Origin of the sequence: Intrasporangium sp., assembly GCF_032907665.1 — a bacterium.
Taxonomy (GTDB): Bacteria; Actinomycetota; Actinomycetes; order Actinomycetales; family Dermatophilaceae; genus Intrasporangium.
Window position 1 is genome coordinate 39280 of the sequence record NZ_JAJJPG010000010.1, and the last position, 13121, is coordinate 52400.

Consider the following 13121-nt stretch of genomic DNA (forward strand, 5'->3'; position numbering starts at 1 on the left):
GCCCACTCGAGTGGCCCCGAAGTGCCCACCCCGCCCACTCGAGTGGCCCCGAAGTGCCCACCCCGCCCACTCGAGTGGCCCCGAAGTCCATCGGGGGCCGGGGAACTTGGGGCCACTCGACGGGGCGCCCGCGTCAGCGGCCCACCTCGTCCATCGCGTCCCAGAACTGCTCGCGCAGGCGGTAACGCAGCTCGTCGGGGATGTCATAGACGGCGAGGCGCGCGGAGAGGTCGGTCAGGAGCGTGCGGTCGAGGTCGCTCGGGATGAAGGGCCGCTCACTGATGACGCGGCGGCGGTCCTCCTTCGAGGCTGTGGCCCGCCAGGCGCTGACGACTCCCCGGCAGACGTCGTCGATCATCTCGATCATCGCGGGCGAGAGCGTGTGCGGGCGGTTCACCGGGTGGTCGCGGCTGCTCGACCAGGCCACCTTGCTGCCGCTTCCCGTGCTGCTGTTGCCATTGCCGGCGCCGCCGGTGGACTGCGGCCGGCTGTGCGCCAGGATCGCCGGAGTGGGCTTGGGGGACTCGTGCGACGTGCCGCTTCGGCCGTGCTCCGGCGCCGGAGCTGCGGGCGCCTCCGCCGTCTGCCGCGGGCCCGGCAGGGGGACGACGACGCCGGTCGTCTCGGACGCGGGACCGCCGACCACGTCCGGCTGCAGCTGGCGGACGCGAACCGTCTCGTCGATCGTCGCCGCGTCCACGAGCTCCAGTCCGTCGGCCTCGCGGATGAGATGGTTCGAGACGGCGTGCGGTCGTCCGGAGGGGTCGGGCACGGCGAGGATGACCACCTGCGCCCCGTGGTTCTGCGCCTCCTCGACGGCCTCGGAGAGGTCGTCGTCACCGGAGACGAGGTACATGACGTCGACGACGTGGTTGCGTCCGTGGGCGGCGAGGTCGAGGCCGATCCGCAGGTCGACGCCCTTCTGCTCGCCGTGGGGCGAGGTCCGGCCGAGGCGGAGCTTGACGCGCGGCAACATGCCGATCGACTCCTGCGAGCTGTCGGGAGCGCCACCGGGGCGGTTGCCGGAGTCGTACCAGTTCAGGCGGAGCAGGGGCAGGCCGCTCAGGTCCTCGGCCTGGTCGATGAGACGCCGCACGAGGTCGGGGTAGGAGATGACGACGCTGCCACGCAGGCTGGTCCCCGTGACCCGGGTCGCCGCGGCGGCGAGGAGGTAGCCGGCGTCGACGTAGAGAGCGCAGTGGGACCGCATTCCCTCAGCCTCCCACGAACCAGTCGGTGTCCGCGGCATCGCTCGGTCCCCTGCACAACGCCGAGAGTGGAACGGAATCCCGGGCACGGTGTCAGGACGGCGATGTGTGGGTAGGGGTGACACGTCTCACCCGTCCGGATTCTTCTGTGGCACAACTTGTTTCATACAATGCAACTGGGAGTTGTCCTCCCGGTCCGCGAAGGAGCGTCGACATGAACGCCGAAGCCAGCCACGTCCTCATGGAGCGCGTCCGCCTCGAGGGCGGCGCCAACCAGGACGACCTCCGGTTCATCGAGCGGGCCCTTGCCCAGCTCTTCAACCAGTTGTCCCGATTCGAACCGGACAAGGTCGACATCGGTGTCCGCTTCAAGGACCGCGGCCAGCCCGGTATGCGCACCTCGCTCGAGCTGCACGTGCAGGGCCTTCCGGCGATGGTCGGCGTCTCCGACGTCACCGACACCCTGGCCGCGCTCAACGACGCCGAGGGCAAGGTGCTCTCGCAGCTGCGCTCCAACGTGACGAGGCGTGCCGACCACCGCCCACGCCGGCCCCAGGACTGACCCGCCGCTGCGACGCCTCACCCCTCACCCCTCGTGCCGAGGGGTGAGGCGTCGCGTCAGGTCACGGGCCGGTGATCCTCCCCTCGACGAGCGGGTTGACGGGGGAGTTCGCCGTGACGTGGTCCGTCGCGACCTGCATGAGGTCGTCCCCCGGCTGCTGGACATCAGTGCCTGCGGCGAGAACCGTGTAGCCGTCGCCGCCGGTGTACATGAAGTCGTTCGTCACGATCCGGACGGTGTCGGTCGGCCCGACGGGTGTCTCGGGGCCGCCGATCCCGGCGGGGGTCTTCCACATCCCCGTCACGATCGGGACGAGGCCGTTGCACGTGAACGTCAGCCGGAGCCCGGACACCTGCGGGAACCGACCCGTCGCGATCGCCGAGTTGCAGAACGGCGAGAACCCGTTGAGCAGAGCCTCCTCGAGCTGCGCACCCGTGAGGGTGAGGATCGTCGTGCGGTTGCCGAAAGGCAGCACGGCGAACATCTCGCCCCACGTGATCTCACAGGGTTGCTCGTTGGCGCTCGGCGGTGAGCAGACGAGGTCCTGGCGGAGCCCACCCGAGTTGGTCAGCGCCGCGTCGACACCCGGGTACTTCAGGCGCATGGCGTCGGTGACGAGGTTGCCCATCTCGGACTCGAAGAGCCGCGACGGCGCTCGCAGGATGTCGTCCACCTGGGTGCCGATGACCTGGTTGCGCAGCACGGCCGTCTCGGCATTGGCCTCGTCGATGATGGCCTGGACGTCTGCGCGCGGTGCGACGCCGAGGGTCTTGGCCACGCGGGTCGCGCCCCCGGCCCACGCGACGTCGCCGCCCTGCACCATGAGCTGGAGCACGGAGTAGCTCGCTCCGGCGTTGATCCCCTCGGTGATGAGGATGTTGCCGTGCATGAGGTTGGACACCCGGTGCGTGTGGCCGACGATCATCGCGTCGACAGTGGTGTCCTGCAGCTCGTCGGCGATGGCGATGATCGGGCCCTCCCAGTCCTCACCCGGCGCGGTCCCCACCGGGTTGGCGCCCTTGGCGGTCCCCTCGTGGATGACGACGACCTGGACCCGGACTCCCTCGTCCGCCAGCCGTCTGGACTCGGCGGCGATCCGGGGGCCCTCCGGGAGGAAGGTCAGCCCGGCGGTCGCACCTGCGGAGACGAGCTCGGGTGTCGTCGACAGTCCGGCCCCGATGACGCCGACCTTGGTCCCGTTGATGCGGAAGACGACGGAGGGCGTGACCCACTCCGGGGCGACGCCGGTCGCGGTCTCGACGATGTTCGTCGCGAGGAACGGGAAATCCGCCCGCGCCTGGTGTGCGAGCAGCCGCGCGATGCCGTAGTCGAACTCATGGTTCCCGTAGGACGTGGCGTCCAGGCCCCACGCGTTCTCGACGTCGATCGCGGGCATGTCCTCGAGCAGCGCCGAGTTCGGCGGAGAGGCGCCCACGTTGTCGCCACCTGCGAGCAGGAGGCTGCCCGGCGGTAGCGACGCGAGCTCCTCGTCGAACATCGTCGCGAGCCGTGCCGCCCCGCCGACGGTGGCGTTCTGCCCGAAGTCGAAGGCCCGGGTCGTGGGGTCAAGCTGGCCGTGGAAGTCGTTGAGGCCGATGAGGGAGAGGGGCTTGTAGGCGTTGCCCCCCTTGACGACGTCGAGCAGCACCCGCCCCTGGCTGTGCTGCGGCATCGGGATGCCGAGCATGAAGGCCAGCGTCGGCGCGAGGTCGATCGATCTGGCGGACACGGTGCCCTTCGCGATGCCGCTGCCGCCGGCGATGAAGCTCGCCCGCATGTTGACGTTCGCTTCGAGGACCTGGACGTCGGGCACGTAGCCGTGCTGCCCGAAGAAGTGCGACGGCGCGACGAGCGTGCCGGGCGTGGCCGCGTCGAACTGGTAGGGCGGGTAGGAGAAGGCGACGAGGTCGCCGGTGCGGGTCGGGTGCGCCATGTCGGCGGTGGACCCCGGACCGTTCGGGATGTAGCGCGCCTCCGCCTTCGTGTAGGCGCGGTCGATGACCTTCCACCCCTCGGGGCTGCCGTCGTGGGTCCAGTCGTTCGGGTCCTCGAGTGCGAGGAAGGCCGCCTTGATCGCCGCGACCGTCGCGGCCTCGTCGGCCGGCGCCACCTGCTGGAACCCGCCACCGGCGGGGTCGCGACCGGCGAGGTTGAGGTAGACCTGCACGGTGCCACCCGCCCAGCACGCCTTCGCCATGCCGATCGTCTCGCCCGCGGCGGGACGACAGTTGGAGGTCTGCGGGTGGGCGAGGAGACCGAGGTCGACGAGCACCTTGCTCGCGTCGATGGCGAGGAACTGCGGTGCGAAGCCATGGTCGGAGCCGACGAAGGTCGTCGGGTTCGAGCCCACGAGGCTGCGGGCGAGGGCCAGCGTCTGGTCGGACTCGGCGTAGGCCTCCCGCAGGAAGCCCTCACGCTCCATGACGCGTCCGTCCGGCACGCCGTCGAGGTCGACGTCGTCGTAGGCGGGGTTGGGCTCCCCATTGGGGAGCTGCTCCGTCACCAGCCCGAGGAACTGGTGCTGGAACTCGTCCGTCGTCGGCATCCCGACGAGGAGCAGGTCCGGTCGGTAGGTCTGTGCGACGTACTCGAGCATCGGCCAGTGGCCCGTGGACCAGTAGAGGCCCTGCTCGACGTAGGTCTCCTCGCTCGTGATGCCGGCCTCGAGGATGGCGAAGTCGGCTGCCGTCGACGTCGGGAACTCCGCCGCGAGGTACTCGTCGAAGGCGGCGTAGCCCGGCTCGCCCGGCCAGGACGGCCAGTTCGCGATGGCGCGGGTGACGGACGTGTGGAAGAGGCGGACCCGAGACAGGTCTGCGGAGAGCTCCTCGACCTTGACGAGCAGGCCCGCCGTCTTGCCGTCGAGTGCGCCACCGGAGATCGTCACCTTGACGTCGCCCCACTCGCCCTCGCGCAGGTCGGCGACGGCGTCGTCACCGCTCTTCGTCGGGGAGAACAGGACGCGGTCGTAGTTGGCCGTGCCGTCGTCGGTGCTGTCGTAGACGTAGGCGTTGAGACCGTACTTGTCCACGCCGCCGTCGAGGACGCGGAGCCGCATCTCCATGGCGGGGCTGAAGGAGGCGGGGACGTCGGTCCAGCCGCTGGCCGGCGTCGGCGCCGCGCCCGGGAAGGGCGGCTGTGACCCGAACCCGGCCGGGTGGTCGAACTGCAGCCCGAACGCAGCGATGAACCCGGCGTCGTCGAAGAGCACGTCGCCCGGGCCGCCGACGAAGTTCGTCGCGACGCCGCGGCCCGAGTGGAAGGTCTGGTAGTCGATCGTCGGCCCGTCGATCGTCGCACCGCGGCCGCCGGCCCACTCGACCTGGGCCACCTTGAGCCCGCCGCGTTCGGCTGCCTGGGCGATCGTCTCGGCCTGGAGCACACCGGCGCCGAAGGCGGACGTCCGATTGGTGAAGGTGTCGCCGTTCTTGTGGAAGGTGTTGTTCGTCGAGCCCGTGACGCCCGGCCAGGCTCCGGTCGCCAGGGTGTACCACCCTGCCCCCGTGTTCGGTGGCGCCTGGGTGAGCATGCCGTTCCCACTCGCCTTGCTGCCCTTCTTGAGGAAGTCGGCCATGGTGGGCATCACCCCGGCCTGGGCGTACTTCTCGACGAGGTCCTGGCGCAGGCCGTCGGAGGCGAAGAAGACCGCCTTCCCGGCGGGCGCGGGCCTGGTGGCTGCCACCACTGCCGAAGCCGTCGCCGCGGAGCCCGCAGCGGCCGGTGATGCCGGTGACGCACTGGGTGCGGCGGCGGAGATCCAGACGAGAGATGCTGCGGCCACCATCGCTGTCGTGACGGCGGGACGCCTTCCTAACCGGGACACTCGACTCCTCCTCGACCCCTGACCTGGGTGGGAGCGGCGTCGCCGACCGCGCAAGGCGGCGACGGTGCCGGCCATTGACCTGTCCACGATAGGGCTGCCCGCCCTTGCGCGGGAGGACTTTCGGCAAGCGGTTCCGCAGACCGTGCAGAATCCCGAACCGGGACCCTTTCGCGGGAGAGAATGGCGCCATGCGCTACGCACTGACCGGGGCCACGGGTTTCCTCGGTGGTGAGCTGGTCCGTCAGCTCGTCGACGCCGGGCACGACGTCGTCGCCCTGGTGCGCTCACCGGCCCGGGCAGGCCGGCTCGAGGCGATCGGGGCCGACCTCGTCGAGGGCGATCTCGGCGACAGCCGTGCCCTGGACCGGCTGCTGGTCGAGGTCGACGGGCTCTTCCACGTCGCCGGGTGGTACCGGTTGGGCCAGCGGGACCCGTCGCCGGGGCAGCGCACCAACGTCGAGGGCACCCGCAACGTCCTGCTCGCGGCCCAGCGCGCCGCCACCCCGAAAGTCGTCTACACGAGCACGCTCGCCGTGAACTCGGACACGGGTGGGCGCTTCGTCGACGAGACCTATGAGCACGTCGGCTCCCACCTGTCCGAGTACGACCGGACGAAGGCTGCGGCACACGCGATCGCCAAGCAGTTCGCCGCCGACGGGCTCCCGCTCGTCATCGTCATGCCGGGAGTGATCTACGGTCCCGGCGACACGTCGCAGGTCGGCGACCTCGTCGAGCGCGTCGTCGCGGGCAGGCGTCCCCAGGTCCCTTCTGCGGGTGGGCGGCTCACGTGGGCCCATGTCAGCGACGTGGCCCGTGGACACCTGCTCGCGATGGAGCGCGGGACGTCCGGCGAGACCTACATGCTCGCAGGAGACCCGGCAACGGTGGGTGAGCTGCTCGTGCACGTGGGTGAGGCGGCAGGCACGAAGGGTCCCGTGCTCGTCCCGCCCGGAGTCCTGCGCCTCACGGCGAGGATCATGACCCCGGTCGCGCGGCTCGTCCCGGTGCCGGCGACCTACCATCCGGAGACGATTCGGGCCGTGCTCGCGGACTACCTCGGCGTGCGCGCCAAGGCTGAGCGCGAGCTCGGCTGGCACCCTCGCGGTATCCACGAAGGGGTGGCCCAGACGGTGGCCCACTTGCGCGAGCGCCTCTGAGACACAAGCACATTGGCCGTATGCCGCTGAGCTCGCTCCCGCTTCCGGGCGCCGTCGGTCTCGGGGCTCCCACCACTCGAGTGGCCCCGGACTGCACAGCCCTGGGAGTCGGGCTTCCGTGAACTCGAGTGGCCCCGGACTCCACAGAGGGCCGGGCGCCTGGTTGTGGACGATGGGGCCACTCGACGGGGAGCGTCAGGAGACGGGGCGGAGCGTGCGCGCCAAGCTCTCCACGAGCAGCTCGACGTCGGACTCCTCGACGACGAGGGGCGGCGCGAGCCGGATCGTCGAACCGTGGGTGTCCTTGGCGAGGACGCCCTCGACGAGGAGCCGCTCGCAGATCTCCCGGCCGGACGCCAGCGCCGGGTCGACATCGATCCCGGCCCACAGCCCGCGCACCCTGACCCTCTCGACCCCGTGGCCGACGAGGGACTCCAGTCCGTCCTCGAGCACCTTGCCCAGTCGGGCGGCGCGCTCCTGGTACTCGCCGGTCGCCAGCAGTCCGACGACGGCGCGACCGACCGCGGCCCCGAGGGGGTTGCCGCCGAAGGTCGACCCGTGGCTGCCCGGGGTGATGACGCCGAGTACGTCGCCGTCGGCCACCACCGCGGAGACGGGGACGATGCCGCCCCCGAGCGCCTTTCCGAGGATGTACATGTCGGGCACGACGTCCTCGACGTCGCACGCGAAGGTCGTCCCGGTTCGGCCCAGGCCCGACTGGATCTCGTCCGCGAGCATGAGGACGCCGTGCCGCTTGGTCAGCTCTCGCACCTGTCGCAGGTAGCCCGGCGGAGGGAGGACGACGCCCCCCTCGCCCTGGATCGGCTCGAGGAGCACCGCGACGGTGTCGTCCGTCATCGCCGCCTCGATCGCGTCGACGTCGCCGTAGGGGACGAGGTCGAAGCCCGGCGTGTAAGGCCCGTAGTGGTCGTGCGCGACGGGGTCGTCGGAGAAGCTGACGATCGTCGTCGTGCGGCCGTGGAAGTTGCCGTGCATGACGATGATCCGCGCCCGACCGTCGGGGACGCCCTTGACGAGGTAGCCCCACCGCCGCGCGGTCTTGATGGCCGTCTCGACGGCCTCGGCGCCGGTGTTCATCGGCAGGACGAGCTCCTTTCCGGCGAGCTCGCCGAGGTCGCGGCAGAAGGGGGCGAGCTGGTCGCTGTGGAAGGCCCGGCTCGTCAGGGTCAGTCGGGTCAGCTGCTGCTGGGCGGCGGCGACGAGCGTCGGGTGCAGGTGCCCGAAGTTGAGCGCCGAGTAGCCGGCGAGGGCATCGAGGTAGCGCCGGCCGGACACGTCGACCACCCAGGCCCCCTCTGCGCTCGCGAGGACGACGGGCAGGGGGCTGTAGTTGCGTGCCACCCACTGCTCGGCAAGGGACAGGTGCTCCTCGTGGGTGCTGACGTCGACGGTGTCCATGGGCCCAGCGTTCACCCAACCGATCGCCGCCACAAGGTCACCCGGCACGGGGACCGGGTGAGCCGGGTCTCAGGACGGGGAACGGCTTGCCGGGGCGGCATACACTGGCGTCGGCGGGTGGCCGAAGCCAGGACTACCCAGTCCGGGGTGTGTCGGTCCCTCGGCGACCGCAGCCGGAGGTCCGTCGTGAGCACAAGCCGCAACTCCGTCCGCAAGGTCGTCATTCTGGGAGCCGCTGGTCGCGACTTCCACAACTTCAACGTCGTCTTCCGTGACGACCCCCAGTACCGGGTCGTCGCATTCACCGCGACGCAGATCCCGGACATCGAGGGCCGGACCTACCCTGCCGAGCTCGCCGGAGAGCTCTACCCCGACGGCATCCCGATCGTCGACGAGTCGGAGCTGACTGACCTCATCCGCCGCGAGGAGGCCGACGTCGCCGTCTTCGCCTACTCCGACCTGCCCCACGAGCAGGTGATGCACCTCGGGTCGCGCTGCATCGCGGCCGGGGCGGACTTCTGGCTGCAGAGCGCCCGCAGCACGATGGTGCGCAGCAGCCGCCCTGTGATCGCCGTGACCGCCGTGCGCACGGGGGTGGGTAAGAGCCAGACGACGCGCTACCTGTCGCGGATCCTGCGTGACCTCGGTCAGCAGGTCGTCGCCGTCCGCCACCCGATGCCCTACGGCGACCTCGCCGCCCAGGCGGTCCAACGCTTCGCGACCTACGAGGACCTCGACCGGCACGAGACGACGATCGAGGAGCGGGAGGAGTACGAGCCCCACATCGACAACGGCTTCGTCGTCTACGCAGGCGTCGACTACGAGCGGATCCTCCGGGAGGCCGAGCAGGAGGCGGACGTCATCCTCTGGGACGGAGGCAACAACGACCTGCCGTTCTACACGCCGGACCTGCACATCGTCCTCGTCGACCCGCTCCGCCCCGGCGACGAGGAGACCTACCACCCGGGCGAGGCGAACGTCCTCATGGCCGACGTCGTCATCGTCAACAAGTGCGACAGTGCCCGGCCCGAGGACATCGAGGCGGTCGAGCACACCGTGCGGCGGCTCAACCCGCGAGCCCGGATCATCCGCGCCGACAGCCCGGTGACCGTCGAGGACATCGGGGCGGTCGCCCGCAAGCGCGTCATCTGCATCGAGGACGGCCCGACCCTGACGCACGGGTCGATGAGCTATGGCGCGGGGGTCGTCGGGGCACGCGCGGCAGGAGCCGCCGAGATCATCGACCCCAGCCCGTATGCCGTCGGGTCCCTCGCATACACCTACGCGAAGTACCCGAACGCCGTCGGCATCCTGCCCGCAATGGGCTACGGCGATGCCCAGGTGCGCGACCTCGAGGCGACGATCGAGGCGACGATCGAGGCGACGGGCGCCGACGCGGCCGTGTCGGGCACACCGATCGACCTGGGACGGATCCTCAGCGTGAGCAAGCCGCTCGTCAGGGCCCGCTACGAGCTGCGCGAGCACACGCCGGGCGGTCTTGCCGAGGCCGTGGCGGAGCTGCTGTCGCGCCCCCTGACTACTGAGTCACAGGCGGGCGTCGCCGCTCGCTGACGTCCGTATCGTCGAGAGCGTCAGGGGTTCTACCTCCATGGGGGCTCGATCATGCGACCACGTCACGTCATCTCTCTGGTCATCGGCATCCTCCTGCTCGCTCCGGCGCTGGGGCTGATGCTCGGGGGTGGTGCGATCGGGGTCTATGAGCTGGCCGCCCGTGGAGACAACGGGTGGCACGCGGTGGACATCGACCGCCTGGAGTCGGACGGTGTGGCGGTGACGACCCGAGAGGCCCTCATCGACTTCCGCGGGCCTGCCGCGCTCGTCGACTGGGTCGACCTCGACGTCCGTTTCCGGGCGACCCCGGCCAGTGGTGAGCAGGCCTTCATCGGTGTCGCGCCGACCGCCGACCTCGCCGCCTACCTCGGCAACGCCACGCACGACGAGATCGTCACCGTCACCTGGAACGGCGAGACCACGTATCGCTCCGTCGCCGGCACGACGGCGGCGGTGGCTGCTCCTACCGCACAGGACTTCTGGGTCGCCCGGGCGACCGGCCCCGGCACCCAGGAACTGATCTGGACCCCCGAGTCGGGGACCTGGTCGACAGCGTTCCTCAACGCCTCGGGTGAGCCGGGCGTGGCCATGACCGTCCAGGCTGCCATCCGTTCGGGCGCGCTGCTCGCGCTCGCGATCGGCATGGTCGTGCTGGGTGTCGCGCTCGCGGTCGTCGGCACGATCCTGGTCATCCAGGCCGTCCGGAACCAGCCACCGAGCTCGGGCGCGGCCTTCGCAGACCGGCAGGTGCCCCCGCAGGCCTGGGCCGCACCGACCGGAGGAGCGGCCGTGCCTCCGTCCGGGTGGGCCGCACCGACTACAGGTGCACTCCCGCCGCCCCCCGCATCGGCGGCGCCTCCGGCTGATCGGGGCGAGCGGACGCCGGACCCGGCACGGGCGCACCCGCTCGTGATGGAGGCGCGCATCGCCCCGAACCTGTCGAGATGGCTCTGGCTCGTCAAGTGGGCGCTCGCGATCCCGCACGTCATCGTGCTGTTCTTCCTCTGGTGTGCCGTCGTCGTCACCACGATCGTCGCGTGGTTCGCCATCCTCATCACGGCTCGATACCCGCGCAGCCTCTTCGACTTCAACGTCGGGGTCCTGAGGTGGAGCTGGCGGGTGGCTCACTACTGCGGGATCGGTGGGCTCGGCACGGACCGCTACCCGCCCTTCACGCTCGACGAGCTGCCCGACGACGACACGCGACTCGACGTCGACTATCCCGAGCGCCTCTCGCGTGGCCTCATCTTCGTCAAGTGGATCCTCCTGCTCCCGCACTGGATCATCGTCGCGCTCATCGCCGGGACGCAGTCGCGGACCGACGAGCGGGGTGTGCAGGTCGGCGGGTGGCCGGGGGTCCTCGCGCTGCTCGCCCTCGTGGCCGGCATCGTGCTCCTCGCGTCGGGTGTGCTCAACCGCGGTCTCTTCGACGTCATGGTGGGCCTCAACCGGTGGACCTACCGGGTCGCCGTGTATGCGCTCCTCATGACCGACGTCTACCCGCCATTCCGCTACGACGGGGGCGGGAGCGAGCCGTGGGTCCACGTGCCACCGGGCCCGGGTGCGCCGCCGATCGAGGTAGCACCTCCGACGACCGCACCGCCTCCGGCCACTGGGTTCACCGCGCCGCCGCCGGCTGAGCGGCTCCGGGAGGAGCAGCACACGTGACCACCCACGTCAGCCACACCGGGCCGTCCGTCCTGGCTCGACGCGGGGGTTACGCCGTGGCCATGGCGGTCAACATCACCCTGCTCGTCATGGTCAACGAGGCGCCGGGCTGGGAGGCTGCGCCCTTCCTGACCGAACGCACGACCGAAGTGCTCTGGCTCGTCAACGCCTCGCTGGTCGCGGGCGTCGTCGCCAACGGCGTCTACCTCGCGGTGGACCGCCCCTGGGTTCGCGCCCTCGGCGACGCGCTCACGACCGCGGTCGGCCTCGCCTCGCTCGTCCTCATCTGGCAGGTCTTCCCCTTCGCCTTCGACACCACCACGGTGCCGTGGGACCTCATCGCCCGCTGGGTCATCGGGATCGGCATCGTCGGCTCTGTCGTCGGGATCATCGCCGCGCTCGTCCGGTTCGTCCGGGCCGTCGTCGGTGAGAGCACGACGCACGAGTCGGCGCGGTAGTGCCCGCCGGACGCTACTCAGCCTGGAAGGCCCGGACCTCAACCGGGTTGGCGCAGGCAACTGACCCATCGCGGGCGATGTCGAGGGCCTCGTCGAGAGAGGCGGCCTCGATGACCCAGAAGCCGCCGAGCACCTCCTTGGCCTCGCTGTAGGGGCCGTCGGTGACGGTGGTGCCGTCGGCCACCTTCGCCTGGTCCGGTGGCACGAGCCCGCCGGCGAAGACCAGCTTGCCCAGGTCCTGCAGCCTCGTGTTGAACCGGTCGACAGCGGCGAAGACCGCCTCCATGTCGTCCGCTGGCCCCGGAGTGGGGTAGCCGTCGCGGTGGTGCACTGCGAGCAGGTACTGCGTCATGGGTTCCCCTTGTCGTCGGTCTATACCGGGGTCGGCCCGCTCGGACCCCGCCTCCACCGGATCGGTGCGGACCGAGAGTGGTCCATGCGGCGTCCTCTGCCCGGGCTGGATCGGCCGGGATCGAGTCGATCACGAATCGCCGTCGACTTCCACTCACGCGCTGGCCCGCGACCGGTGGAGGTCGGTCACGGACCGCCTCTGACGCGGTCCACCGCCGCAGCTCCGCGTCACGGGCGACCCCATGACGGCCCAATAGTCGCGAGGAGGGGTCAGGGCCGCATGGGGTGCGTCCCATGTTCCACCCCTTGTCGGGCCTGGCGTACTGGGACATGGCCTAGTCTTTCCGGCAGGAGGTTGTGATGGATCACAGTTCGGGTGTGCTGCCCTCGTGGCGACAGGCCTCACTGGCGGTGCGGGGGACTCGGCTGGCCGACCTGCTCGAGACGCATCGGGGCGAGCTCGTCGAAGCCATGGTCCGGCGCCTTCGAGCCGACCTCGTGAGCTATGCCAGCCTGACCGCGACCGAGCCGGACGACCTGGTCATCACCACCTGCCACCGCTTCATCGACTACTACGTCGATGCCTTCCGACGCCACGAGCTGCCCAGCCACGACAGTCTCGCGCCGGTGCGCAGGACGGCCGAGCGGCGGGCCACCTCGGGGGTGCCGATGGAGGACGTGATGACTGCCTTCCACCTCGGAGCAGAGGTCGTCACCGAAGAGGTCGCCCGCCGAGCAGGAGCCGATGACACCGCAGCCGTCATCGCCGTCCAGGCCTTCGGCTTCGAGTTCGCCCGGCTCGTCGCCCTCGCCGTCGCGACCGGTTACACGACCGAGCGCCAGTCGATCCTCGGCGAGGAGCTCGCCGCGCGCCAGACGCTCGTCGCCGACCTGCTGGCGGGC

At 70.6% G+C, this 13121-nt stretch carries 11 protein-coding genes; 7 read left to right on the forward strand and 4 right to left on the reverse strand.

Annotated elements, in window-relative coordinates; genetic code table 11:
* Nucleotides 1–133: 133 nt before the first annotated feature.
* The gene (locus LOY02_RS03190) at nucleotides 134–1210 is read right to left on the reverse strand and encodes an NYN domain-containing protein (protein WP_317180882.1); all 1077 of its coding nucleotides are present in this window, start codon (nucleotides 1208–1210) and stop codon (nucleotides 134–136) included.
* Between the two features lie 212 nt (nucleotides 1211–1422).
* Here LOY02_RS03190 and LOY02_RS03195 point away from each other — a divergent pair, with 212 nt between their 5' ends.
* On the forward strand, nucleotides 1423–1770 hold the full coding sequence (locus tag LOY02_RS03195; protein WP_317180883.1) for a hypothetical protein: 348 nt from the start codon (nucleotides 1423–1425) through the stop codon (nucleotides 1768–1770).
* A gap of 61 nt (nucleotides 1771–1831) precedes the next feature.
* On the opposite strand, the gene LOY02_RS03200 is transcribed toward LOY02_RS03195, so the two are convergent.
* Complete coding sequence (locus LOY02_RS03200) at nucleotides 1832–5455, reverse strand: 5'-nucleotidase C-terminal domain-containing protein (RefSeq protein ID WP_317180884.1); 3624 nt, start codon at nucleotides 5453–5455, stop codon at nucleotides 1832–1834.
* Here LOY02_RS03200 and LOY02_RS03205 point away from each other — a divergent pair.
* Both LOY02_RS03205 and LOY02_RS03210 read left to right on the forward strand, forming a co-directional pair.
* Complete coding sequence (locus LOY02_RS03205; protein ID WP_317180897.1) at nucleotides 5343–5615, forward strand: hypothetical protein; 273 nt, start codon at nucleotides 5343–5345, stop codon at nucleotides 5613–5615. The genes LOY02_RS03200 and LOY02_RS03205 overlap by 113 nt on opposite strands.
* Nucleotides 5616–5781: 166 nt before the next feature.
* Nucleotides 5782–6750: an NAD-dependent epimerase/dehydratase family protein gene (locus LOY02_RS03210; protein WP_317180885.1), complete on the forward strand. Its 969-nt coding sequence runs from the start codon at nucleotides 5782–5784 to the stop codon at nucleotides 6748–6750.
* Between the two features lie 195 nt (nucleotides 6751–6945).
* On the opposite strand, the gene rocD is transcribed toward LOY02_RS03210, so the two are convergent.
* A complete protein-coding gene (gene rocD / locus LOY02_RS03215; protein ID WP_317180886.1) occupies nucleotides 6946–8169 on the reverse strand; it encodes an ornithine--oxo-acid transaminase in 1224 nt (407 codons plus the stop codon).
* A gap of 186 nt (nucleotides 8170–8355) precedes the next feature.
* Between rocD and LOY02_RS03220 the strand changes: the two genes are divergently transcribed.
* The 3 genes from LOY02_RS03220 to LOY02_RS03230 are packed head-to-tail and all read left to right on the forward strand — an operon-like array spanning nucleotide 8356 to nucleotide 11867.
* Entirely contained in the window at nucleotides 8356–9741 is a 1386-nt protein-coding gene (locus LOY02_RS03220) for a cyclic 2,3-diphosphoglycerate synthase (protein ID WP_317180887.1), read from the forward strand.
* Nucleotides 9742–9792: 51 nt separating this feature from the next.
* Nucleotides 9793–11409: a DUF4389 domain-containing protein gene (locus LOY02_RS03225; RefSeq protein ID WP_317180888.1), complete on the forward strand. Its 1617-nt coding sequence runs from the start codon at nucleotides 9793–9795 to the stop codon at nucleotides 11407–11409.
* A complete protein-coding gene (locus LOY02_RS03230) occupies nucleotides 11406–11867 on the forward strand; it encodes a hypothetical protein (RefSeq protein WP_317180889.1) in 462 nt (153 codons plus the stop codon). Before LOY02_RS03225 ends, LOY02_RS03230 begins: the two co-directional genes overlap by 4 nt.
* 13 nt (nucleotides 11868–11880) lie before the next feature.
* Here LOY02_RS03230 and LOY02_RS03235 read toward each other — a convergent pair whose 3' ends face one another.
* A complete protein-coding gene (locus LOY02_RS03235) occupies nucleotides 11881–12219 on the reverse strand; it encodes a YciI family protein (protein WP_317180890.1) in 339 nt (112 codons plus the stop codon).
* Between the two features lie 359 nt (nucleotides 12220–12578).
* On the opposite strand from LOY02_RS03235, the gene LOY02_RS03240 reads away from it, so the two are divergent.
* Nucleotides 12579–13121: hypothetical protein (locus tag LOY02_RS03240; protein ID WP_317180891.1), on the forward strand; the 543-nt coding region annotated here is incomplete at its 3' end.

Coding starts and splice junctions, on each gene's coding strand:
- LOY02_RS03190 (WP_317180882.1), bottom strand. CDS start 1,210: ATGCGGTCCCACTGCGCTCTCTACGTCGACGCCGGCTACCTCCTCGCC.
- LOY02_RS03195 (WP_317180883.1), top strand. CDS start 1,423: ATGAACGCCGAAGCCAGCCACGTCCTCATGGAGCGCGTCCGCCTCGAG.
- LOY02_RS03205 (WP_317180897.1), top strand. CDS start 5,343: ATGGTGGGCATCACCCCGGCCTGGGCGTACTTCTCGACGAGGTCCTGG.
- LOY02_RS03210 (WP_317180885.1), top strand. CDS start 5,782: ATGCGCTACGCACTGACCGGGGCCACGGGTTTCCTCGGTGGTGAGCTG.
- rocD (WP_317180886.1), bottom strand. CDS start 8,169: ATGGACACCGTCGACGTCAGCACCCACGAGGAGCACCTGTCCCTTGCC.
- LOY02_RS03225 (WP_317180888.1), top strand. CDS start 9,793: ATGCGACCACGTCACGTCATCTCTCTGGTCATCGGCATCCTCCTGCTC.
- LOY02_RS03235 (WP_317180890.1), bottom strand. CDS start 12,219: ATGACGCAGTACCTGCTCGCAGTGCACCACCGCGACGGCTACCCCACT.